The sequence below is a fragment of the Lactobacillus kitasatonis DSM 16761 = JCM 1039 genome (assembly GCF_000615285.1).
In the GTDB taxonomy this organism is placed as follows: Bacteria; Bacillota; Bacilli; order Lactobacillales; family Lactobacillaceae; genus Lactobacillus; species Lactobacillus kitasatonis.
This window is the reverse complement of sequence record NZ_BALU01000003.1, coordinates 120,158-144,818: the sequence shown is the minus strand read 5'-3', so window position 1 is coordinate 144,818 and position 24,661 is coordinate 120,158. Positions and strand designations below refer to the sequence as shown.

Genomic DNA, 24,661 nt, shown 5'->3' with positions numbered 1-24,661 from the left:
GTAAACAAAAAGCCAAACTGCAAATTACAGTTTGACTTTCAAAAAATATATTATTGATTATTTGAACTAGAATTTTCTTGCTCGCGTCGACCACCACCATTATTTTCAGATCTAGACGTTGCACTGCTTTGAGCCTGGGATGATGAGGAAGACTGTGCACGACTTTGTTCAGAAGAAGCTCTTTGGCTTCGACTAGATTGATTCGTTGAACCATTCTCGCTACTTGATGAAGATCTGCTTTCAGCAGTTGCTGGTGAATTAGTAGTACCAGTATTATCACTACTATCAGTTTCTTCATCATCTTCATCGTAACTAGTTGCACTGTTACCAACTCCGGCAGGGGCGTGACCCCTAACGAATAATTGCCAAGTACCACCACTTGAAGCAACTTCAGGTGGGTTAGAATTGTTAACAATTCTTGCTCCTACAACTGACTTAGGTTGTTTCCAATCTAAGTTTGGCTTGTTATTCATAAGGTAAGTCATCATGCTCTTGTACAGCAATTGGGCAGATTGTTGACCAACACCAGAAATAGTACCGTCCTTCAAATTATCATAACCAGTCCAAACGCCCATTACATATGATCTGGTGTAACCGACAAACCAAGAATCTTTTGGTGTTGAATTATAACCAGGATACTTGGCTAAATCTTCATCTGAATATTTAACAGTACCAGTTTTACCAGCTTGATATAAATTAGCAATTTTAGCACTTGTACCAGAACCACGTTTGATTACGCCTTTAAGCATATCAGTAATCATATATGCCGTTGACTTCTTCATAACGCGGACACCGTTTGAGTCATAATTTCTAGTTAAACCATCAGGAGTTTCAATCTTAGATACGAATTGAGGCTTGTGGTAAATACCCATTGTAGCAAAGGCACTGTAGGCACCAGTCATTTGTAAACTTGAAGCATTAGCACCAATGGCTACAGATAAACCAGAACTTGCAGGAACATTAACGCCCATTCTACGAGCAAAGGCAGAAGCACGTTTAACACCAACTTCAGCAAGTGTCTTAACGGCAGGAACGTTTCTTGATTGTTCCAAAGCCTTACGCATGGTCATTAAGCCATCATACTTGTTATCCCAGTCATAAAGTTGAATGTTAGTACCAGGGTAAACGTACTTGCTATCATCAATCATTTTAGCTGTTGACCAATTTAAGTATTGGATTGCTGGACCGTAATCTAACACAGGCTTGATAGAAGAACCAGTTGATCTTCCCGTTTGTACAGCACGGTCAAGACCTAATTGAACGGAAGGTAAGTGACGTCCACCCAAGATAGCAACTACGTGACCGTTGTTAGGATCAACCACAGTAGCACTAACTTGCATCTTATTATTAGTGAAAGGGACAGAGCCGTTGTTTGCCAACTTGTAAAGCTTGTTTTGAGCATTTTGATCAATATTGATAGTTATCTTCAAGTTATCATTATATGGGTCAAAGCCCTTGCTTTTAACTTCAGAGATAACTTCTTTGATATATGGATCATCAATCTTTCTGATCTTAGATTCATTATTAGAATGTCTAGGACGAAGGCCCTTATTGATTGGTTCGTTAATAGCTAGATTGTATTGACTCTTAGTGATCTTATCATTTTCTAGCATCGTCTTTAAAACAACGTTACGACGATATCTGGCTTTTTGTGGATATAGGTAAGGGTCATAAGCAACAGGGGCATTAGGCATCCCCGCAATTAAAGCAGTTTGAGCCAAATCCAATTGTTTAAGTGTCTTATTGTAGTAGTAATTTGCGGCGGTACCCATTCCGTAGTTACCATAGTTCATAAACACTTTATTAACATAGAATTCCAAAATTTGATCCTTGCTAAATTCGTGTTGTACTTTCATGGCTAGCCAAGCTTCTTGTGCCTTTCTCTTTAAGGTACGCTGTGAAGCAGCAGTTGAGAACACCGTCAACTTAACTAGCTGTTGAGTAATAGTAGAACCACCAGCAGCAATACTATTACTTTTAACATTAGTAAGCATTGAACCAACAATTCTAATAGGGTCTACACCTAAACGATCCTTATAGAAACGTTTATCTTCTACGGAAACAACAGCATCTTTAAGTTGTTGTGGAATATCCTTATTCTTAACGTAAATTCTCTTTTCAGAACCAAGTGAAAGCAAAAACTTACCATTATTAGTGTAGAGTCCAGAGGTACCCCCACTTTGTAATTGATCTTGACTAATATTAGGCGCATCTTTTGCATAAAAAGCAAAGAGCCCAATACCTGAGACCACTACTAAAAGCACAATAAGAAAAATCCATTTAATGATTTTTACCCATAAGCGACTACCATTAGACCTTCGTCCATGATAGTCTCTTCGTGATTCGCGTTTCATATTATTATTGTCTTCCATTATTCACTTTTCCTATCTGCAATTAATTTATCGACTGCCTCAAGATAAGGCAAGGTAGGTCGAAAGCCACTCTTAATCTCGTAAGAATGGCTTTCAATTTCCTTTAAAGTCATTGAACTTTTGTCCTTTTCTCTATAGGCATGGATTACAAAGCTAGCAGGAGTTACAAAATACCTCTCTAAACTAGCGAATCTAATAATTGTAAAACAAATTCCTTGTTGTTTTAAACATTCATCTAAATGGAAGATCTGGTGATCATGAAAGTTTTTCAAAGGAAAATTTGTTTTATTTCTTGTTTCCTTAGCTTCAAAATCGAGATAATAACCTTTGTATACGCCATTATAGTCAGTGGTTGAAGCCTGTCTAAAATAAGCTTCTCTAATCACTGCCTTTGAACGCTTAGGATAGTCAACCTTAACAATTTGAATTGGGGTTGGCTTTTTATGAACAACTGCTATTTCTTCCATTAAATAGTATTTATTAGATTCATTTATTTTCTGCTCTAAAGTCATACCACGATCAGAAAAGTTAACGCCTTTTCTGTGTTTATATGAGCGCCGAACAGTAGCATGTTCTTCTTTTTTTGTTACTGGTTTTCTAAATGCGGCTAAACTACCGCTTGGATATTTGACCATTAACCTCACTCCTGTTAGCATTATAGCAATAAAGACTGGATTTTTGAATATATTAGGGGGCGCTTACAATAATGCAGCGTTTATGGGTGACTGGATATCGTTCCTATGAATTGAATGTCTTTGGTGATCGGGATCCAAAAATTACTGTAATAAAATATGCCCTAAAAAACTATTTTGTCAGTTTAATTGAAGAAGGACAGTTGGATTGGATTATTACAGGCGCCAACTTGGGAGTAGAACAATGGGCTGCCGAAGTTGGCTTGGAATTAGAAGAAATATATCCTGTTCGAACATCAATTATGATTCCCTATGAAGAATTTGCCAATCGCTGGAACGAAAATAATCAGGCAAAATACATTAATTTAAAAGAAAAAGTGGACTTTTTTGCTTCTACTTCAAATACGCCGTATCAAAGTCCCGTACAATTACGCAATTATCAAAACTTTATGGTTCAGCATACCGATCGGGCTATGATGATCTATGATCCAGAGCATCCCGGCAAACCGAAATATGACTATAATTTAATCCAAAAATACCAAGAAACCAAAGAATATCCATTAGATTTAATTGATTTTTATGATTTACAAGATGCAGCTGAAGAATATCAAGAAAATCATCAAAGTTCTAATTTCTCTGAATAGTTAAAAGTTTTATTAAAGCCGGTATATTTGTTTTAAGTAGACTATCTTTTTGCTAAAATAAAAGAGAATGTAAAGGAGTTGTCAGTAAGATGGCAAATTTAAATGATATAAAACTATCTGCACAAGATATATTAAAGAAACAATTTAGAAGTAAAGTAAAAGGTTATGATCCAGATGAAGTTGATGCATATCTAGATCAAGTGATTTCTGATTATGAAACTTTTCAGCAATTAATTGAAGATTTGTACGGTCAAATTGGAACGTTGCAACGTCAATTAATGGATGAAAAGCAAAAAGAAAAGAAGACAGTTGCAGCTGAACAAAAAGACGAAGAAAAGCTTAAGACTTATACTCCAAGTCACAGAAGATCAGCTACTGTTTCTAATTTTGCTCAAGAAGATGATGGTCAAGGTGAAATTTCAACCAATATGGCAATTATTCAAAGAATTTCTACCCTGGAAAGAAAAGTTTATAATCTTGAGCAACATGTGTATGGCTTAAAGCATTAATTTTTGCTATAATGATTAACAGTGTGAATTTCGAGTAGGCGCGGCTAACTATTGTTAGTTGAGGAAAGTCCACGCACGCACAAGCTGCGATGCTTGTAGTGATCGTATTCAGCCTAATAAGCTGGAGAAAAGTCTTTTTAACTTTTACGGCGGAAAAAGTGCTAAATCTTATGACATGCATTACTATCCTGAAAAGTGCCACAGTGACGAAGCAAGGTCAGAAATGATCTTGGTGGAACGAGGTAAACCCTGCGAGCGTGAAACCCAAATTTGGTGGGGGAGCTTCGGTCTAAGAAAATGAACCAAAGACCGAGTTGTTGCTTTTGCAATAAAGATAGATGACTACTGAAGGTAATTTCGCCAAAAATTACTGGAACAAAACGTGGCTTATAGAGATTCACACCGGCAGAGTTGGGCTTTTGGTCCAGCTCTTTTTATTTTGATAATAAATAAACGAAAGAGTAAGAATGAAAGAATATCAACTTTACGCAACAATGGGCGCTGGGTTTGAGAGCGTCGTTAATAAAGAATTGCAAAGCATGGGTTATAAAACTCGTGTTGAAAATGGTCGAGTATTTTTTAAAGGAACTCAAGAAGATATTGTTAAAACCAATTTATGGTTAAGAACGGCTGATAGAGTCAAAATTTTGCTCAAGGAGTTTAGAGCAACTGATTTTGATACTTTATTCAATGAAACTTATGATTATGATTGGGCAGAATTATTGCCTGTTGATGCTAAGTTCCCTGTACAAGGTCGAGCAGTTAAATCTAAGCTCCACTCAGAACCAGATGTTCAATCTATCGTTAAAAAAGCAATCGTTAATAAGATGATAGATCAATATCACCGTCGTGGCTTTTTGCCAGAAACCGGTAATGAATATCTTTTAGATGTTCATATCTATAAAAATGTTGCTCGTTTATCATTGGATACTACAGGTGCCAGTTTATTTAAACGTGGTTATCGTGTAGAACATGGTGGTGCTCCTTTAAAGGAAAACTTTGCGGCAGGTTTGTTAAAGTTGACTCCTTATAATGGTACACATCCATTGATTGATCCAATGACTGGTTCAGGTACTTTGGCAATTGAAGCAGCATTAATTGCTAAAAATATTGCACCAGGTACGTGGCGTAAGTTTGCTTTTGATGGTTTTGATTGGTTTAAGACAGATCTGCATAAAGAAGCTTTAGCTAAGGCAAAAGCAGAAGTGAAGCCATTAGAAGCACCAATTTGGGCTAGTGATATTGATCAATCTGTTCTGGAAATTGCTAAGTTGAATGCACATAATGCAGGTGTCTTGCAAGATATTCGTTTTAAACAAGTTGCGGTGAAAGACTTTACAACTGATTTAGAGAACGGAATTATTATTGCTAACCCTCCATATGGTAAGCGACTTAAAGACCGTGAATCAGCAGAAGAGTTGTATAAGCAAATGGGAGAAGTATTACGACCATTGGATTCATTTAGTCAATACTACTTAACTGCTGATCCTAACTTTGAAAAGTGTTTTGGTGCCAAAGCTACTAAGAAGCGGAAGTTATTCAACGGTAACTTAAGAGTAGATTTCTACCAATATTGGGCTAATAGAAGGTAAAAATGATTACAAAAGATCTGAACACAGAATTTTGGGTTATTTCAGATACCCATTTAATTGCTGATAGTTTGCATGATGAAGGACAGGCCTTTTCCCGTATGCAGAAGACAAGTCAGGGGAAAGATTTGTATCACCAAGAAACAGCATTATCTGCTTTTATGAGGATGGCTCAACGAAAGAATCCTGCTGCTATTATCGTAACAGGTGATGTAACTTTTAATGGAGAAAGAGTTTCTGCAGAGCGATTTGCGGAGATTTTTAAACCATTAAAGAAAACCAAGGTTTTAGTTCTGCCTGGAAACCATGACATTTTTGATGGCTGGGCTAGAGAATTTCGTGGCAAAAAACAATTTTATGCTGGTGAAATTAGTCCTATGTTCTGGCGCTCAATATTTGATAAATCTTATCGTGAAGCTACTGATGAAGATGACAGTTCTTTAGCATACAGTGTTCAGTTGAATCCACAATATTTCCTGCTCTTAGCTGACTCTAATATTTATGGTAGAGAAGAGACTACGGAAGCTCCTCATACTCGTGGCATGATCGGTAAAGAGCAATTGAAATGGATAGAAAAGCAATTTCGTTATGCGCAAGAGCATAATTTGCGTCCTATTCTTTTCATGCATCATAATTTATATGCACATAATCCAGCAGTAAATAAAGGGTATGTTGTCGATGATGCAGTTGAATTACGCCGTCTTTGTGCAAGATACAATGTAAAATTAGCTTTTTCAGGTCATATTCATGCACAAAATATTATGGGGCCGCAAGGGACAACGCCAACTACCGAAATTGTTACTTCTAGTTTTTGTTCAAATGATCAAGGATATGGAGTAGTGCGTGTTCATTCACGTCATATTACCTATATTAGAAGAAATTTCGATATGACACGGTATCTAACCGAAAAAGAAAAACAAGATTATACTTTAGTGCACTTCCATAAATACTTAAAGGATTTGCAACTGGGAAGTATTTCAGCAGATATGATGCAAAGTGAATTAAATAAGTATCATGATGACATAGATTTGGTTCGGGCAATGGGTAAGTTATTTGGCTGGATGAATTATCATTTCTTTAATGGACACAATCATTTGAAAGTTAGTGAATTAAATAAAATTCATGCATCCAAAGCGTATAAAACTTTAATTGCGCACCATCCTGAGTTTAGATTGTATCTAGAAACTTTGTATGATACGAGTGATCATACTAATTTACAGGTAAAAATTAAATATTAAATAAAGAGAGTATGTTTCAAAACATACTCTCTTATTTTAGCTATATTTGTTACAATAGGAATAAATGATAAACAGGGCGTGATCTAAATTCTAAAATCTAAACAGCATTTAATATTTTTAGGACTTGCTGGAATAATTTATTATTCATGGCTCCTAATTATTCTTTTTATAGCTATGATTCTTGGCTACGAAGGGAATAAGGCAATTAGTATTTCTGGAATAGTAGTTGGACTTATTTTTACAATCTTATTGGTTTATACATGGCTGTTTTCTTATTTAGCAAAGAATAAAAATCAATTTAACTTGAAGTTGCCATACCGTACAAAAATTAACGTAAATGAACCTATTTTACGTGCAAAATGGCGTTGCTTTCAAATCTATCAGTTAAAAGGTGAAGTTCAAAACTATTCTATTTTAGTAATTTCAAGAAAGAAGAGTTAATTTAATGAAATCAGATATTGAAATCGCACAAGAAACCAAAGAATTACCTATCAATGAAATTGCCGCTGAGGTTGATTTAAAGAAGGAAGATCTTGAACCATATGGCTACGATAAGGCTAAAATTAGTTGGCAAGCAATTAATCGTATTCGCCAAAATAAACACTTCGGCAAGTTGATTTTGGTAACTTCTATTTCTCCAACACCAGCAGGAGAAGGAAAGTCAACAATTACAATTGGCTTAGGAGACGCTATTAAGAACCAATTGCACAAGAATACCATCATTGCATTGCGTGAACCTTCAATGGGACCTGTTTTTGGTCTTAAAGGTGGTGCTACAGGTGGTGGTATGGCACAAATTATCCCAATGGAAGACATTAATTTGCACTTTACTGGTGACATGCATGCTTTAACTGCCGCAATTGATACTTTAGCTGCTTTGGTTGATAACTACATTTATCAAGATAACAGTCTCAACATCGATCCTGATCGTATTTTGTTAAAGCGTGGTCTTGATGTAAACGATCGTGCTTTAAGAAAAATCACTGTGGGTGAAGGTTCCAAATTTAATGGTATTGAACACCAATCAAGCTTTGCAATTACTGTTGCTAATGAATTGATGGCCATTTTATGTTTGGCTAATAATATTGATGATCTTAAGACAAGAATTGGTGATATGCTCGTAGGATACACCAAAGATGATCAACCAGTTTACGTAAAACAACTTGGTTTCCAAGGAGCTATCGCAGCACTTTTGTCTAATGCTTTAAAGCCAAACTTAGTACAAACTCTTGAACATACACCAGCGTTAGTACATGGTGGCCCATTCGCTAACATTGCTCATGGTGCAAACTCTGTAATTGCTACTAATTTGGCAATGCACTTAAGTGATTACGTTTTAACTGAAGCTGGATTCGGTAGTGATTTGGGTGGACAAAAGTTTATGGACTTTGTTTCAAAGCACTTAGATAAAAAGCCAGATGCTGCAGTAGTTGTTGCCACAGTGCGAGCACTTAAATATCAAGTTTTAGGTTCAACTGATCATTTGGATGAAGAAAACTTGGACGCATTAAAAGAAGGCTTTAAGAACTTGGAACGTCACATGAATAATATGCGTTCATACAATGTTCCAGTGATTGTTTTAATTAATCATTTTGATTCAGATACTGAAAATGAATTAAACTTTTTAAAAGAACTTGTAGAAAAGCAAGGTATTAAAGCTGAAGTAGTTAACTATCATGATGCTGGCTCAAAGGGTGGCGTTAAAGCAGCTGAAGAAGTTGTGGCCTTAGCGGACTCAGGTAAAGCAGATTTAACTCCAACTTATAACGATGACGATGATATTAAGACAAAGATTGAAAAAGTCGCAACTAAGATCTATCATGCTGCAGGAGTTGAATATACAGAAAAAGCTGAAAAACAAATTCAAACTTTACATAAGTTAGATAAAGACAAGCTTCCAGTAATTATTGCTAAAACTCAATATTCATTTAGTGATGATAAGAAGAAGCTAGGCGCACCAACCGACTTTAATTTGCATGTTAAAGGTGTAAGTTTGAAGAATGGTGCACGCTTTATCGTAGTAACCACAGGTCATGTATTAGATATGCCAGGTTTGCCTAAACATCCAGCAGCTCTTGATATCGATGTAGACAATAATGGTAAGATCAGCGGATTATTCTAAAAATGCAGTTTTTATATTTATTAATTTCATTATTCATCGTTTTAGCCGATCAAGGGTTAAAAAATTATATTGTTACTAACTACACAGTAGGTGAAGTTCATCAAGTTATTCCAGGTATTCTTTCATTCAACTATTTACAAAACAATGGTGCTGCTTGGAATATTTTGACCGGTCAAATGTGGATCTTTTATTTCATTAGTGTAATTGCAATCGGTGTTTGCTTATATTTCCTTTTTAATAAGAAATATAAGAATGCATTGTTAGATGTCGGCCTATCTTTAGTTTTAGGTGGAATTATTGGTAACTTTATCGATAGAATCCATTTAAAATATGTAGTTGATATGCTTCAATTAGATTTTATTCACTTCAATATCTTCAATATTGCGGATAGTGCAATTACCGTAGGTGTGATCATTATTTTCATTTACTTAATTATTTTTGCAGATAAGGAAGATACGGATGCCTAAAAAATATCTACTTGAAGTAAAAGATGAATATGGTCGTTTGGATAAATTTGTTTCAGAGCAAATACCAGATTTGTCCAGAACTAGAGTTAAAGAATTGATTCAAGACAACAATATCTTGGTCAATCAAAAGAAAGAAAAAGTATCTTATAAAGTGCAAGTTGGGGATCAAGTTGAAGTCAATGTTCCAGCGGTAAAACCATTGGATGTTGTTCCAGAAAATATTCCCCTTGATATCGTTTATGAAGATGATGACGTGATTGTGGTTAATAAGCCGCAAGGCATGGTGGTGCATCCCGCACCAGGTCATCCAGATCATACATTAGTTAATGCGCTTTTGTATCATACAAAGTACTTGGCTAAATCCCCTGAAGGTTTTAGACCTGGGATTGTGCATAGAATCGATAAAGATACTTCTGGTCTTCTGATGATTGCTAAGAATGCAAAGGCTCGTGAATCACTAGAAGATCAATTGGCTCGTAAAACCAATAAACGAATTTATAGAGCAATTGTTCATGGTAATTTTAGTGAAGAAAATGGGACTATCGATGCACCGATAGGTCGTAATCCATATGATCGTAAGAAGATGGCCGTTGTGGCAAATGGTAAAAAAGCGGTTACCCACTTTAAAGTTTTAAAACAGTTCAAAGGATACAGCTTAATTGAATGTCAACTTGAAACAGGACGAACTCATCAAATTAGAGTTCACCTTGATTACATTGGACATGCTGTAGCAGGTGATCCACTTTATGGGCCACGTAAGACGCTAAAAGGAAACGGTCAATTTTTACATGCAAAGGTTTTAGGATTTAAGCATCCTCGAACTGGTAAATGGATGGAATTTACTGTTGAACCGCCTAAGATCTTTCAAGAAACGTTAGCTCAATTAGAAAAAAATAAGTGATAACAATGAAGCGTTATTTGATTTTGGAAGATGGCACTTCTTTTCCAGGTGAGGGTATAGGTGCCAACATTATTTCTACTGGTGAATTGGCAATTCAAACAACTAATTTTGGTTACCAAGAAGCTTTGACAGATCCAACTAATGCTGGGAAAATTCTAGTGTTTACTTCTCCTATGATTGGTAATAATGGGATTAATGCGATTGATTATGAAAGTATTGATCCAACAGTAAAAGGTATTATTGCTAATGATATTGCTTTAAATATCTCTGATAGCGAGAACTTTGAAGACTTGAGTTCATTTCTAAAGGAAAAGAAAATTCCAGCTATTTTTAAGGTGGATACACGTGTTTTAGTCCATCGTTTAATGGAAGAGGGAACAATTAAGGCTTCCATTATGGATACTGACGATGAGCATGCTTTTGATCAAATTAAAGCACTTGTTTTACCTAAAAATAAATCAGCCATGGTGTCTACCAAAAATGCTTATGCATCCCCAAACGTAGGTAAAACTGTAGCAGTAATTGATTTGGGGTTAAAACACTCTATGCTGAGAGCTTTATCTTTAAGAAAGGTAAACACTACTGTTTTGCCATATAACGTTAGTGCTGCTGATATTGAAAATTTAAGACCTGAAGGAATTATTATTTCAAATGGTCCAGGTAAACCAGATGAAGTTATTAATCAACTTAGTCCTATTTTGGATAAGTTCTATGGAAAGTATCCAATTTTGGGAATCGGATTGGGCTTCTTGGCACTAAGCGATTATTTAGATTTTGAATTAGTAGACCTTCCCCAAGAATTTAATGGAATCAATTATCCGGTAATTGAACAAAATACTAATAAAATTTGGCAAACTTCAATGAATATTAATCAATTAGTTTCACCTGATAGTATTAAAACGAATATGAATCGTGAGTATTTTGACCTTCATAGTGATTTGATGGCAGGCTTTTGGAACACAAAAGACAAACTCATTGCGACAGCCTTTAATCCTGAGGGGGCACCAGGAACTCATGATGCTGATGAAATTTTTGATTATTTTGTACAAATGATGGAGTAGTAGATTATGCCATTAGAAAACGACTTAGATAAAGTATTAATTATTGGCTCAGGACCTACTTTAATTGGAAGTGTAGCCGAAATGGATCTTATGGCAACTGAGGCAATTGATGCACTTACCGAAGAAGGCATTGAAGTTGTTTTGGTTAATCCTAATCCAGCTACAATTTCTACTGATAAAAGACCAGATGTTACTGTTTACTTAGAGCCAATGACTTTGGATTTCTTGAAACGAATTTTGAGAATGGAAGAGCCTGATGCAATTATTACAGCTTACGGTTCAACTAATGGTCTGAAAGTTGCACATAAATTATTGCAAGATGGTATCTTGGAACAAATGGGCATCCAGTTGTTGACATTGAATTCTAGAACTCTTCAAATGGGTAATCAGCAAAAGAGAACCGAGTTCCTAGAAAAATTAGGCATCGAAACCAGTAAGTCTTGGGAATTAAATCAAAGCATCCCTGATAATTTGAATATTACTCCGGAAGAATTAAATCAAAGAATTACTTTTCCGGTTCTAGTAACTAAGTACAATCGTTTTACTCATAATGAGCATTTGAGATTTAAAGATGCAGCTGAATTAATTGCCTATTTTAAGAACGAAAGTCAGAATGATAATTTCACTTGGAAAAATTATCGTTTGATTGAAGATCTTTCAGCCTGGGAAAAAATAATTGTTGATGTGATTCGTGACAAAGATGGCAATGTGGTATTTACTAATTTTGCTGGATCGATGGAATCAGTTGCTATTAATTCTGGTGATTCAGCTATAGTAATGCCTTCTTTGACCTTGAATAATGATCACATTCAGGAATTACGTGAAGCTGTTAAAAGAATTGCGGACAATTTGGATCTTGTTGGTTTTGCCAGCTTTCATTATGCTGTTAAGCATCATGGGACTCAAATAAAATCGAAGCTTTTAACTATTCGTCCTCGTTTAACACGGAGTTCAGTTTGGGCTCAAAGAATAGGTTTGTATGATGTTGGCTATATTGTAAGCAAAGTAGCTATTGGCTATCGATTAAATGAAATTACAGATCCATTGTCTGGTTTGAATGCTGCAATTGAACCAACGCTTGATGCTGTTGCAATAAAGATGCCATATTGGTCTTTTGCAGAGTCTGGCTATAATCATTATGAGTTAAACAATCGAATGCAAGCCAGTGGTGAAGCCATGGGTGTTGGTCGTAATTTCGAAACTGCTTTTTTAAAAGCAATTGATGCAACGATCAATTTAGAGCTTGGATGGAACGCATATGTTAAAGAAATTCATAAATCTAACGATGAAATAATAAGTGATCTGATACACCCCAACGAATTGCATTTAATTAATCTTCTAGCCGCAATTAATCAGGGAATTCCGTATGCAAAATTGCAAGAGATCACGCATTTGCATCCCATTTATTACCAAAAGCTCTTGCATATTATTGAAATAGGGCAAAAGCTTTTTGAAAATAAAGATCGTCTTTCTACTGATCTAATTGAAGAAGCTAAGGTATATGGCTTTTTCAATCCTTTATTGGCTAAGATTTTAGATCGTTCTGTAGATGATATTCATAGAATTATCGATCGTTTCAACTTGAAACCATCATTCCTTAAGATTGATGGTTCAGCAGGCGTTTATAAACCTAATGTTTGTGCATACTACAGTGCTTATAACGTTCAAAATGAAGCTCATGCACTGGACGCAAAGAAAAAGATCCTGATTTTAGGTATGTTGCCACTGCAAGTTTCAGTTACTAGTGAGTTCGATTATATGATTGCTCATGCAGCTAAAACTTTACATAAGAATGGCTATGTTACCGTTTTGCTTTCTAATAATGATGAATCTGTTTCTTCTAGAAATAAAGATGTAGATCGAGTTTATTTTGAATCAATCACATTAGAGAATATTCTGACTGTTGCTAGGAAAGAAAAGATCACCGATGTTCTATTGCAATTTTCTGGTAAGAGAATAAGCGCATTGAGTAAGAAGTTAGAAGAGTGTGGTTTGCATGTGATTGGTCAAAACCCAGTCTCTGATCCTTGTGATAAGATTACTGATTTATTAAAGCAAAAGTTTTCTGGTTTAAAGCGAGTTCCATCATTAAATACCACAAATCCAGACGACGTATTTGCCTTTGCTGATGAATATGGTTTTCCAATTTTAATTGGTGGAATGAATAAGGAAAGCAAGCAGAAATCTGCTGTTGTGTATGATGTACCTGCAATTGAAAAATATCTGAATGAAAACCAGCTTGATAAAATTTTGGTTTCTCGTTTCATTGAGGGTAATAAATATGAAGTAACTGCAGTTTCTGATGGAGAGAATGTAACTTTGCCAGGTATTATTGAACACTTGGAACAAACAGGGTCGCATGCTTCAGATTCTATTGCTGTTATCAAACCACAAAATTTGACACTAGAACAACAAGATAAGATTGAAAAGGAATCTATCAAGCTAATTAAGCAACTAAAGACACGAGGAATTTTCAATTTACACTTCTTGTTTGTGGGAGATAATTTATACTTATTACAGATCAAACCATATGCAGGTCATAATGTGGCATTTTTATCTAAGTCTTTGAATAAGGATATTACTGCATGTGCGACTGAAGTATTGATCGGTAAAAATTTGAATGAGATGGGTTACCCTAATGGTTTATGGAAGACAAGCAATTTCATTCATATTAAAATGCCAGTATTTTCTTTCTTAAACTATAGTAGTGGAAATACTTTTGACTCTAATATGAAATCATCTGGTTCTGTAATGGGTCGAGATACTCATTTAGCTAAAGCTTTGTACAAAGGATATGAAGCAAGTGATTTACATATTTCTAGTTATGGTACTATCTTTATTTCTGTTAGAGATGAAGATAAGGAAAGGGTAACTGACCTTGCGCGCAGATTCGATAGATTAGGATTCAAATTAATTGCAACAGAAGGTACTGCGAATATGTTTGCGGAAGCTGGCATCACAACTGGAGTAGTTGAGAAGGTTCACGATGATCCACGCAAATTGCTAGACAAAATTAGACAGCATAAAATTGTCATGGTTGTTAATATTACTAACTTATCTGATGCTGCCAGTGAGGATGCATTGCGAATTAGAGACCAAGCTTTGAATACACATATTCCAGTCTTTTCTAGTATCGAAACTGCTGAATTGATTTTAGATGTTTTGGAATCTCTTGCTTTGACAACACAGCCAATTTAATTAAGAGCAAAATAAAAGAAGCAAAATCTAAAAATGATTTTGCTTCTAACAAAGGATATGCTTTCGAGCGTGTCCTTTTATTTTTTCTCAATTTTTTTAGACATTACATCATCTTCATGAGGAGTAATTTCAATTGAATTCTGCCCTGTATAAATTACGAAACCAGGTTTTGCGCCATTTGGTTTTTTAACTCTTTTGTCTTGAACATAATCAACTTGTACGTGAGCGGAATCTTTCCCTTTAGAGAAGAATGCTGCAATTTCTGCTGCCTCTTTAATATCTTGATCAGATGGTTGATCATCACGCAAAATTACGTGAGAGCCAGGCATGTTCTTAACGTGGAACCAATAGTCGGATTTATTGGCTTTCTTTAAAGTTAGCCAATCATTTTGATAATTGTTTTTACCAACTAAAACGTGCTTACCAGATGAAAGTTTGAATTCATTCAAGTTACGTTCAGTGATCTTCTTGCGACGTCTGTTCTTCTTTTGCTTTCGAATGTAACCTTGATTGATTAACTCATCATTGATTTGATCGATATCTTGTGGATCTGCATTATCAATCGCTGTTTGAATTGAATCAAAGTAACGTAAGTTTTCCTTAGCAATTTTGATTTGTTCATTAACGTGCTTGATAGAATCTCGTAATTTCTTGTAGCCAGTAAAATACTTTTGAGCATTACGAGCAGGGGAGAGAGCGGGATCTAATTTTATTTCTATTGGTGCATTGTTCTCATAGTAGTTAGGTAATGATACTTTAGTCATCCCTGGTTTTACTTGAGATAGATTTGCGTTTAAGATTTCACCTTTAATCCGGTAACCCTCAGAATTTTCAGCTAAGTCTAGTTGTTTCTCTAATTTCTTAACTTTTTTGGTTAGTTTCTTTTGTTCATTTTTAACAACTCGTTCAACTTGACTAGCACGTTGCTTTACCCAATCACGTGTTGCTTGGTATTCATAGAATTCATCTAGTCCTTTGTTTAAATCTGGATTTGAACTCTCTTTTTCAAGATCCAAATGATAAGGAAGGTAGCAGAAAATTTTTCTTTTGTTTCTAGGAGTTTTTAAAACAAAAGCGCGTGGATTGTTGAATTGATCAAAAAATGTCTTAAACGATGAGTAGCTGTAATCATCTTCAAGATAACCGATTAATTCATTACGGTCGTCACGATCTAAACCATCCATTTGTTTAGCGAGTTCATCAGGTCGATACTTAGAACTCAATTGTTTGAATTCATTTTCGGACAAAGTTAATCCATTTAAACCTGGCTTTAAAGGAGGTAATTCATATTTTGCTTTTGGTAAAAGAATTCTAGCTCTGTTTTCATCAGGGTTAATTCGCTTCAATAAGTCAATAATATGATTATCTTGTTGATCATAAAGAATAACGTTACTGTGTCGACCCATTAATTCTACAGAAAGAACAAGCTTAACTTGATCACCAAGTTCATTTCGATTGCTGAAATGGAAGTTTATAATACGATCTAAACCAACTTGCTCGATAGATTGTAAAACTGAACCTTCTAAGTACTTTCTCAGCACCATTACAAAAATAGGAGCTTTATCTGGATTAGCAATTGTTTGATCAGTTAAGTACATTCTTGGATATTGTGCATTAGCTGAGATCAAGAATTGATAATTCTTTCTATTTTTTCTAAAGATTAAAACTAAGTCTTGATCAAATGGTTGGTAAATTTTTGATAAGCGACTGTCTACAAGGGTAGGAGCCAAGTCTTGTAATAAACTATGGATAAATAATCCATCAAATGCCATATATATCACCTCAAAATACGTCTAATATTATAGCAATAATTTAGCTTTTTCTAAAATATAAATGTTTATATCAACTATAAATTATTTCTTATATATAAGCCTAAAACTATAATTATTATGTTTCACAAATATTATAAAATTATTAATATTAAATTGTTTCACATGGTGAAACAAGGATGTAATATGAAAGTTTGTTCTTAAATGGTATTATCAAAGCCACTATTAAATGATAAAATACAACTATGACAAACACTACTTTGGAGAAAAAAGGACATATATATGGATGTATTATTTTTTAGTACAATCGCAGATCAAATCAAAAAGGAAATTAATCACAAATGTGGTTTAAATATTTCACAAACAAGAATTTTGCTTTACTTTGATGAAACGCATAATCAAGCTTTAGCAATGGGTAAATTGGCAGAGGCTTTGAATATTTCTTTATCTACTTTGAGTCGTCAATTACAACAAAAAAAGACTCAAAATTATATAAAAGTTACGCGTTCAGAAAAGGACTCTAGCAAGATAGTCAGTCTAAATGATGAAGGAATGGAAAAAGCACAAGAATTAAAAAGTGTGCTTGCTGAAATAGAAAAAAATCTGTTCGTTTATCTAGACCAAGATGCATCGACTTTATTTATTAAGCAACTAAATGAAATCGCCCATACATCTGCATCCCTTGAAAAGATAGAATAGGGTGCGTAATTCAATGCTTTTATGCTATAATTTTCTGTATTAAGCATTGAATTTTAATAAATGGGAAGGGTTAATAAATTGAAAATTGCATTAGTTACTGACAGTACTAGTGTCTTAACCAAACAAGAAGTTAGCGATAATAATATAACCGTAGTGCCTATCCCTGTAATTGTCGGCGATAAGGAATATCTTGAAGGCGTAAATATTACTTCTGCACAACTTTTTGAAATGCAAAGACGAGGTGCTGCTTTTCCAAAGACTTCGCAACCTAGCATGGGTAAAATGATTGAGCTATGCAATAAGTTGCACAGTGAAGGCTATGAAGCAATCATTGCCATTACTTTATCAAGCGGAATTTCAGGATTTTACCAAAACCTAGTTAATATGGCACACAATAATCCTGAATACAATTTATATCCATATGATTCTAAGATGACTGTAAGATTGCAAGGCTATTTGGTATTAGCTGCTGCAAGAATGATCAAGAATGGTATGGAACCACAGGCTATTCTTAAGAAGCTTGATGAAATTAGAGAAACAATCGATGAATTGTTTGTGGTTGATGACTTGAAGAACCTTAGTCGGGGTGGACGATTGAGCAATGCAAGTGCATTTATTGGTACCATGCTTCAAATCAAGCCTTTATTGACCTTTAATGATGAAGGAAAAATTGTAGCTTTTGATAAGATTAGATCTTTAAAGCGAGCTGTATCTAAGGTAGAAAAGCTAGCATTAAAGAAAACTGCAGATCTACCATACAAAGATAAGCTGCGTTTGTTTGTATTTCACTCTAATGACCTCAAACAAGCAGAAGAAATTAAGCAATTTGTGAATGATAATTTCCCTGGTAAGCCTGTAGATGTAGCAGAGTTTAGTCCAGTAATCGCTACTCACTTGGGTGAAAAATCAATTGCGATTGCTTGGATGGTAGACATTGATAAATTAGATTTGAATAATTAAAAATAGAAAAGAGCGAAGACAAGAAAAAGTCTCCGCTCTTTTTGTATTTATGTGTGATAACAAGAATGTAATCAATATATTTTATATAAATTAGTCCGATAATATTTATGTTATTATAAGCGTGCTAAGCAATTTAATAATAAAAATATTATTAAACATATTTTGCTCAAAATGAGTTAATAACAAATCTACTATAGTAAAGCACAATATGCTATTTATCTTCTTTTAAATCTTCACTAGAAATTTTATTTAATGCTGCTCTTTGTACTTTTTGATCAACATGTGTGTAGAGATCAGTAGCCGTTGTGCCTTTTTGGCCTAGTTGTTGAGCGACCAATACTTGATCCTTGGTTACCTCATATAACTCTGAAGCCAAAGTATGCCGTAATTTATGAGGTGTAAGAGGGTGACCAAAAGCCGCAGAATACTTGTTTACCATTTTTTCAATTGCGTTGGTAGTGATTCTTCGAGTTTGATGGTGCCATCTAGTTAAGAAAAATGCTGTCTCTTTTTGATCAGCGGAATAACGATCCATTCGAATATTCTTATACTTTTGAATATAATCTAAGGTCCATTCTGCAATAGGTACACTGTCTTTTTGACCACCTTTACGTGTTACATCTAAAACAGCATCTTTTAAATTGAGGTCTTGTAAATCAACCCCAGCGCACTCAGAAACACGGATACCGGTGCCTAATATCAAAGCAATGATAGCCATGTCTCTTTCTTTGTTCATTTTAAAGCCAGGCTTAGCTTGCTTATTACATTTGCTTTCGTAATCGTGATCAATGAACTTTAAGAATTCAAACTTTAGATTTCCAGTGTACATATGAGAGGCTAAGACGTGAGCACGATAGTTCAGAGTTTTTGTATCGTTTAAAGAATTAATCTTGAGCATTACGTTACGGTCAAAGTAGGACATACCGTTGTTGTTATCAGCCGTAATTGTTAAGAACTTAAAAAGAGATCTTAATGCATTGATTGAGCGATTGATCGTAGTAGGTGAATTTAAATGTCCCTGTTTGTTTTTAGTATGACCTAAATAATCTATGTAAAGCATCACATCATTGCGTCGCAGTGAAGCTAGCGTATCCGTTGTGACGTGTTTGTTATCGGGAGCATTAGAAATGCCTTCTTTGCGCAACCAACTTAAGAATCGACGAATTTCCGTTAAATATTGATATGTAGTGGTTAATGAATGATTAGTTCCAAGATTATATTGTTTAACGTAATCTGGCATTTTATCTAATTCAATTTGAATTCGCTCGAGGTATTTAGCAGTTTCCATGTTTTACTCCTTTGCAAACAAATGTTTCTCTAAAAATTATATCATAAAAATAAAAACACCTATCTAAACAGATAGGTGTTAATAAATACTAATTCAACTTGTTTATTCCTAATACCGACAACAATTATCTTTAGTAATCATCATAAAGCATTATTTATAAAAAAGGCAAATCAGGAAATCATTTTACCACAACTGGGATACCAGCAACGCTATCTTAGCATGCCAGTTGTGGCAAACATTGATTAGCTATTCCAATATGGTCAACTTGCCTGTAGCAAATTACGCAATACTGTAAATAGTTTGAAGGTTGTATAGTACAATACAGCTTTCAATAGCTTATTCTAAGCTGTTTGGCCATAATGATCAAGCATAAAATGGTAATTTTTATTTAAAAATTGTACAATAAAGAAAAACCTATAAGTGAGATGAAAATTATGACAGAAGAAATTGAAGTAAACTTTCAAGCAAGAAATCCTAGTGGTATTAAGTTGCTAAATCGTCTATATGATGGACACTTAGTTTTAAACGATATTGGTGTGCGTTTGGACGAACAACTTAATAATGAGGATGAAGAATTAACAGTTCCAACTCAAGAAGATATTAATAATTTGAGTGATATATTTGGTAAGACTGTTGAGGCTTTTAGTGATATCACTGATGCTTATGGCGATGTTAACAACTTTGCAAATAATTTTGCAGGTTCAACTAAAGCTTTTGCAGAAAAGTTAATTACAGAAATGGTCGACTTTAACAATGGTATTGCTGATATCGGTGATACTGAAGGCGGCCTTGAAAACTATGATAACGATAAACTTAATAATTGGGTTAACCAATTAATGGGTGACATTGTAGAAACTAACGATTCATTCAACGCTTTAATTAATGAGTAGCTTTAATGGAAAGAGAGAGTATGGATTTCTCTCTTTCTTTTTTATCGGTAAATAAAATGAAAAGAATTATGGTTATAGGCTCACCAGGAGCAGGAAAAAGTACATTCACACGTAAGCTGCAACAAAAGATAAACTTACCTATTGTCTATCTAGATAGATTGTTTTGGAAGGCAGATAAGACTACCGTTTCACCAGAAGAGTTTACTCAAAAGATAGAAAAGGCATTATCAAAGCCCAAATGGATTATGGATGGTAATTATAGTAATTACTTATTTGATAAACGACTTAATCGTTGTGATACAGTTTTCTTTTTAGATTATGATGTGCAGACATGCTTAGATGGTGTAAGAAGTCGTCGAGGGATGCAAAGACCAGATATGCCGTGGATAGAAGAAAAAGAAGATCCTGAATTCATGGATTACATCCGTGCTTTTCCTGTCAAGCAAAAGCCTAAGATTATAATGGCTTTATCGCAGCATCCCCATATTAAACTTTATCATTTTAAAGAACGACATGAGGCTAATCAATTTCTAGAAAGCATATAAATGAAAAACCATGTAATGCTAAATACATTACATGGTTTTTATATTTTTAATTATGTAAAGCTTTTACTTCTTAAGGCTTGCAACAGGGTAAACGGTATAGTCAGCACGGTAGACGAATAAACGATGTCCATCGATTACAAACTGAGTTGATTTCTTCATATCACTCTTATGAATTGATACTTTTTTACCGGCGAAGACTGCAACAGGCATCCCTAACTGACTTCTAATCATAACAACCTTAGAATCTCCTGACCAATCATTCTTAAAGTTTTGATACATGGTATTCAAGATTGGTACAGCATGATTTTGATCGTTAATATTAGTGTGCTTGCTAAATGCATCTTGATAGTTCTTAAGGCCTTCATATGCGATTAAAGTAGAACCTACATGGATCATTCTGTTATGACCGTAGTCAACATCAATAACGCTAGAATCTTCCTTACCCTTATCATCTTTTTGCGACATTTTCTTATCAGTATGAATATTTACTGATCTGGCTTTAATTTGATCGATCTTTTGCCCATTTGAATCATAAGTTGACACTGTAAGAGGTAAAGCACCAATCTTTGAACGCATCGATAATTCCCAGTTGGTAATATTGCTGCAGGAAGATAGGGTTAAGGACAATATTCCTATACCGAATATCATACCTAGCTTTTTCCTTAATTTCATAATTCTTCTCCAAATTCTAAAACACAATACTTTTGATACTATAATTTTATCATTAATAAAAGATGCCAAAAATAAACTAGGTTTATATTCCTAGTTTATTTTTGGCGTATTTATTATTTGAACACTTCAGACTTAACGTAAGCGTCTTTACCAACTCTGTAGTAGTCTTCACCGTTAATAGAATGCTTAGGGCCGTATGTCTTAACTGGGGAACCTTTCTTGTAAGTCTTCCAGCTACTGTTTAAACTACCGTCTCCTTGGTAAACTTCAGCGTCTTGCTTAAAGGTACGTGAGTTACCTAAAACGTTGCTTGCTAAAACATATCTGTTTTCGCCAACTCTGATTGCGCTTTTACCATTCTTGAGCTTAGTTTTACCACCATAATAAGTGATAGAGCTGTAGGCTTTGTAACTATCACCAGTACGTTCTCCGTTTTGTTTGTAAACGTAGGCTTTGTACATTACAGTGCCTGTATGTTTAGTGTTAGGATTTGTTGGTGCCTGAGAAACAGCAGCGCCAGAGATGGATAGTGGCAAGATAGCTACGTTACCATCAGTTGACATGCCTTTCCAGTTGTCTGTGTATTGCCAAATTGCGACACCATCCATTGAAGGGAAGTACTTAAAGTTAGGCTTATCTACACGACCTGAGATAGCATATGCCGCAACCCATAATGAGTTAGGATATTTCTTTACGATAGATGGGGTATTAATGTTGTTTTGTAAAACTGATGAACTAGCGTAAAGAAGTGGTTGATAACCAGCGGCCTTGATTTCATCCATGAAGGCAAGGATTGCTTTAGCAGTGACGCTTTTACCATTAGTAATGATATTCCCTTGACCAGTTTCGTAGTCACAAGCAAGGTATGAGCCTTTAGGCAAGCCTAATGCCTTAGCAGAAGAAATTGCGTATTGAGCTTCTTTCTTGGCCAGGGATGCATTAGAACTAAAGGTCGCAAAGTGGTAACCCATTGGCATCATGTCGTTAGCAATTGCTGACTTGATTTGACTAGCACCTTTAGGGTTACGATAGCCAGTACCTTCACTTACTTTAACAACAGCGAATTGAGAACCAGCTTTAGCATGAGCAGTTAAGTCGGCACTTTGATAACTGGCAACGTCAATTCCTAATGCCTTAGCAGCAACAGAAGTTGATGAAGCTTGAACAGTGGATGTAGCAGGAGCCAGATGAGGGAAGAGAGCCATTCCTGAGTTAAGTAACATAGTTGCACATGCTAATTTAACAATTGTTTTCTTTTTTACCAAAATTAATTCCTCCAGATTGGTGGAGAGTTAACGATCTATATCTTTTATCTCTCACGTATTATGTTTAAATTCCATATATTATAGCTTACATTGGTAGAGACCAACTGGCAATAGGCGTGATTGATTGTTAATAGACTAGTAATGCTACAGAAATATTTGAAATAATTTTGATACAAAAGGGATGCAGATCCCTGCAAAAATAGGAATAAAAAAAGAACAATTGCTGTTTGATACGACAGTAATTGTTCTTTTTATTATTAAAAACAAGCAAGTAAAACACTGCTGTAATAACTTCTGCAATGCCTTGTAAAGAAATAGCGAAGCTTGCGCTAACTCGCTGCACGATAATTCCGCCTAAAAATGAACCAATAGGAATCATGCAGTTGATAATGCTGCTATTGATCGTTTCAATTCTGCCAAGTATGTGTGGGTTAAAACTTTCTTGGATTAGTACCTCAAAGTTTATGTTCATGATGCTAATCCAGAAGGCACTGCTGAGTACGAAAACAAGTATTAGCATAGGGATGCTATTAGCAATCATCGTTTCTAAAATTACAGAAATACCGGCCAAACCTAAACAAATGACAACTATGCGTTCTAATTTCTGTTTTAATATACCGATCTTGTTTAATATACCAATCTTGCTAATGATTAAACTGCCTAATAAGCCACCAATAGAAGAAAAGAGTTCTAGTCCGCCGTAACTAATTGCTGATTTAGTTAGATATTGACTGGTAAAATATGGCATTCCCACAGAGGCAATACCATAAAACAAATTTGTTACTGCAAGAGGAATAATTAAAAGCAGAATTTGGCCTTCATTCTTCAATACTTGCCAGCCTTTAAGCAAATCGTGTAAATATTTACCAGTGAAGTAATCATTATCTTTTTCGTAGACTATTAAATTCTTTGGTAGATACAATTTTGCATAGAAACATAGCGCAATAGCAAAAATAAACGCGCTAATGATCATTGCTTTACTTAATGAGAAGAAAGTTACTATTAATGTTGCTAACGCATCAAGAAATAAATCTAGGATACGGTAAGCTAACTGGAATAAGCTATTAACTTTAGTTAATTCATCTTTGCTGACTATAACTGGTAAGATCTTTTCTTCGGCTGGGTAAATTAGTGTTGATCCAATAGTAGACAATACATACGTTAGCAACAATAAAATAAGTGCTAATTGTTTCCACTTAGTAAGATAGAACAATATTGTAGCAAATACGCTTAAGATAGTTTGTCCAATGGTGACGTATTTGAGCAGATTCTTGATGTAGATTCTATCAATCAACGGCCCAAATATGAATGCACACATATCAATAGCTGAATCTACAATGAAGACTAACGATAGAATCATTGGTGAATGAAAAGTAGTCTTAAAGTACCACAGAATGGTTATGTAAAACAACGAGTCTGCAATATTGGTAGCGATCCGTCCAATTAATAGTACCTTGACATTTTGCTTCTTGTTTTTATTAATATCTTTAAACATTTTCCCGTTCCTTATTTAATACTGTGACAAAACAAGTATTTCTGAAAGTCAGGGAAAAGTTATCTATTTAATTGTAGTTAACAAACCCCAAACTTTCAGATTTGGGGTCGAGCTGTAAGTAGCGCTTAACGGTTAAAAGGAAGTAGTTTAACCGCAAGCTTAGACCTAAGTTTTTATGAAGAAACACTTAGAATACATCTCCTGTTTAAAAGTTGATCACATTATAGCACATAGCTTTAGTATCAAACAATTGCATCTTAGTTAGAAAAAATGACCACATAGTAAAAATAGGTTGTAAATTAAAAATAGGGGGGCAATATTAAAATATAAATAAATTTATAAACA

At 34.8% G+C, this 24,661-nt stretch carries 21 protein-coding genes and 1 other RNA gene; 15 read left to right on the top strand and 7 right to left on the bottom strand.

Annotated features, from left to right (window positions below):
* Nucleotides 1-50 precede the first annotated feature (50 nt).
* Together JCM1039_RS03170 and recU are read right to left on the bottom strand one after the other, a co-directional pair.
* Nucleotides 51-2,372 (bottom strand): PBP1A family penicillin-binding protein, encoded by a 2,322-nt coding sequence (locus JCM1039_RS03170; protein WP_034532913.1) that lies wholly within the window; start codon nt 2,370-2,372, stop codon nt 51-53.
* Nucleotides 2,372-3,007, bottom strand: coding sequence for a Holliday junction resolvase RecU (gene recU / locus JCM1039_RS03165; RefSeq protein WP_025014625.1), 636 nt, complete (start codon nt 3,005-3,007; stop codon nt 2,372-2,374). The genes JCM1039_RS03170 and recU overlap by 1 nt, the downstream gene beginning before the upstream one ends.
* Before the next feature lie 71 nt (nt 3,008-3,078).
* Between recU and JCM1039_RS03160 the strand changes: the two genes are divergently transcribed.
* The 11 genes from JCM1039_RS03160 (at nt 3,079) to carB (ending at nt 14,733) form a co-directional block, all read left to right on the top strand.
* On the top strand, nt 3,079-3,648 hold the full coding sequence (locus tag JCM1039_RS03160; RefSeq protein WP_025014624.1) for an SLOG family protein: 570 nt from the start codon (nt 3,079-3,081) through the stop codon (nt 3,646-3,648).
* Between the two features lie 89 nt (nt 3,649-3,737).
* Entirely contained in the window at nt 3,738-4,157 is a 420-nt protein-coding gene (locus JCM1039_RS03155; protein ID WP_025014623.1) for a cell division regulator GpsB, read from the top strand.
* Between the two features lie 26 nt (nt 4,158-4,183).
* An RNA gene (gene rnpB, locus JCM1039_RS11925) (RNase P RNA component class B) lies at nt 4,184-4,552 on the top strand.
* Between the two features lie 72 nt (nt 4,553-4,624).
* The gene (locus tag JCM1039_RS03150; RefSeq protein ID WP_025014622.1) at nt 4,625-5,749 is read left to right on the top strand and encodes a THUMP domain-containing class I SAM-dependent RNA methyltransferase; all 1,125 of its coding nucleotides are present in this window, start codon (nt 4,625-4,627) and stop codon (nt 5,747-5,749) included.
* A 2-nt stretch (nt 5,750-5,751) separates the two neighbouring features.
* Nucleotides 5,752-6,984, top strand: coding sequence for a metallophosphoesterase (locus JCM1039_RS03145; RefSeq protein ID WP_025014621.1), 1,233 nt, complete (start codon nt 5,752-5,754; stop codon nt 6,982-6,984).
* A 111-nt stretch (nt 6,985-7,095) separates the two neighbouring features.
* On the top strand, nt 7,096-7,425 hold the full coding sequence (locus tag JCM1039_RS12555; RefSeq protein ID WP_025014620.1) for an EbsA family protein: 330 nt from the start codon (nt 7,096-7,098) through the stop codon (nt 7,423-7,425).
* Between the two features lie 4 nt (nt 7,426-7,429).
* Nucleotides 7,430-9,106, top strand: a complete 1,677-nt coding sequence (locus JCM1039_RS03135; RefSeq protein WP_025014619.1) for a formate--tetrahydrofolate ligase — start codon at nt 7,430-7,432, stop codon at nt 9,104-9,106.
* Between the two features lie 2 nt (nt 9,107-9,108).
* Nucleotides 9,109-9,573 (top strand): signal peptidase II, encoded by a 465-nt coding sequence (gene lspA / locus JCM1039_RS03130; RefSeq protein WP_025014618.1) that lies wholly within the window; start codon nt 9,109-9,111, stop codon nt 9,571-9,573.
* A complete protein-coding gene (locus tag JCM1039_RS03125; protein ID WP_025014617.1) occupies nt 9,566-10,474 on the top strand; it encodes an RluA family pseudouridine synthase in 909 nt (302 codons plus the stop codon). The genes lspA and JCM1039_RS03125 overlap by 8 nt, the downstream gene beginning before the upstream one ends.
* Before the next feature lie 5 nt (nt 10,475-10,479).
* Nucleotides 10,480-11,535: a carbamoyl phosphate synthase small subunit gene (locus JCM1039_RS03120; protein WP_025014616.1), complete on the top strand. Its 1,056-nt coding sequence runs from the start codon at nt 10,480-10,482 to the stop codon at nt 11,533-11,535.
* Between the two features lie 6 nt (nt 11,536-11,541).
* Nucleotides 11,542-14,733, top strand: a complete 3,192-nt coding sequence (gene carB, locus JCM1039_RS03115) for a carbamoyl-phosphate synthase large subunit (protein ID WP_025014615.1) — start codon at nt 11,542-11,544, stop codon at nt 14,731-14,733.
* Nucleotides 14,734-14,810: 77 nt separating this feature from the next.
* On the opposite strand, the gene JCM1039_RS03110 is transcribed toward carB, so the two are convergent.
* Nucleotides 14,811-16,505 carry an Rqc2 family fibronectin-binding protein gene (locus JCM1039_RS03110; protein WP_025014614.1) on the bottom strand — a complete coding sequence of 565 codons (1,695 nt, stop codon included), beginning with the start codon at nt 16,503-16,505 and terminating at the stop codon, nt 14,811-14,813.
* Between the two features lie 279 nt (nt 16,506-16,784).
* On the opposite strand from JCM1039_RS03110, the gene JCM1039_RS03105 reads away from it, so the two are divergent.
* Both JCM1039_RS03105 and fakB read left to right on the top strand, forming a co-directional pair.
* Complete coding sequence (locus JCM1039_RS03105; RefSeq protein WP_025014613.1) at nt 16,785-17,201, top strand: MarR family winged helix-turn-helix transcriptional regulator; 417 nt, start codon at nt 16,785-16,787, stop codon at nt 17,199-17,201.
* A 78-nt stretch (nt 17,202-17,279) separates the two neighbouring features.
* Nucleotides 17,280-18,161, top strand: coding sequence for a DegV family protein (gene fakB, locus JCM1039_RS03100; RefSeq protein ID WP_025014612.1), 882 nt, complete (start codon nt 17,280-17,282; stop codon nt 18,159-18,161).
* A 211-nt stretch (nt 18,162-18,372) separates the two neighbouring features.
* Here fakB and xerS read toward each other — a convergent pair whose 3' ends face one another.
* Nucleotides 18,373-19,449, bottom strand: coding sequence for a tyrosine recombinase XerS (gene xerS / locus JCM1039_RS03095; RefSeq protein WP_025014611.1), 1,077 nt, complete (start codon nt 19,447-19,449; stop codon nt 18,373-18,375).
* 434 nt (nt 19,450-19,883) lie between these two features.
* Here xerS and JCM1039_RS03090 point away from each other — a divergent pair, with 434 nt between their 5' ends.
* Nucleotides 19,884-20,339 carry a hypothetical protein gene (locus JCM1039_RS03090; protein WP_025014610.1) on the top strand — a complete coding sequence of 152 codons (456 nt, stop codon included), beginning with the start codon at nt 19,884-19,886 and terminating at the stop codon, nt 20,337-20,339.
* 5 nt (nt 20,340-20,344) lie between these two features.
* Nucleotides 20,345-20,884 carry a P-loop NTPase family protein gene (locus JCM1039_RS03085; protein WP_236692619.1) on the top strand — a complete coding sequence of 180 codons (540 nt, stop codon included), beginning with the start codon at nt 20,345-20,347 and terminating at the stop codon, nt 20,882-20,884.
* Nucleotides 20,885-20,947: 63 nt separating this feature from the next.
* Here JCM1039_RS03085 and JCM1039_RS03080 read toward each other — a convergent pair whose 3' ends face one another.
* The 3 genes from JCM1039_RS03080 to JCM1039_RS03070 all read right to left on the bottom strand — a co-directional run bounded on the left by JCM1039_RS03080 (nt 20,948) and on the right by JCM1039_RS03070 (nt 24,316).
* Nucleotides 20,948-21,556: a DUF5052 family protein gene (locus JCM1039_RS03080; RefSeq protein WP_025014608.1), complete on the bottom strand. Its 609-nt coding sequence runs from the start codon at nt 21,554-21,556 to the stop codon at nt 20,948-20,950.
* Nucleotides 21,557-21,669: 113 nt separating this feature from the next.
* Nucleotides 21,670-22,821 (bottom strand): GH25 family lysozyme, encoded by a 1,152-nt coding sequence (locus tag JCM1039_RS03075; protein WP_025014607.1) that lies wholly within the window; start codon nt 22,819-22,821, stop codon nt 21,670-21,672.
* A gap of 127 nt (nt 22,822-22,948) precedes the next feature.
* Nucleotides 22,949-24,316, bottom strand: a complete 1,368-nt coding sequence (locus JCM1039_RS03070) for an MFS transporter (protein ID WP_025014606.1) — start codon at nt 24,314-24,316, stop codon at nt 22,949-22,951.
* Nucleotides 24,317-24,661: the final 345 nt, after the last annotated feature.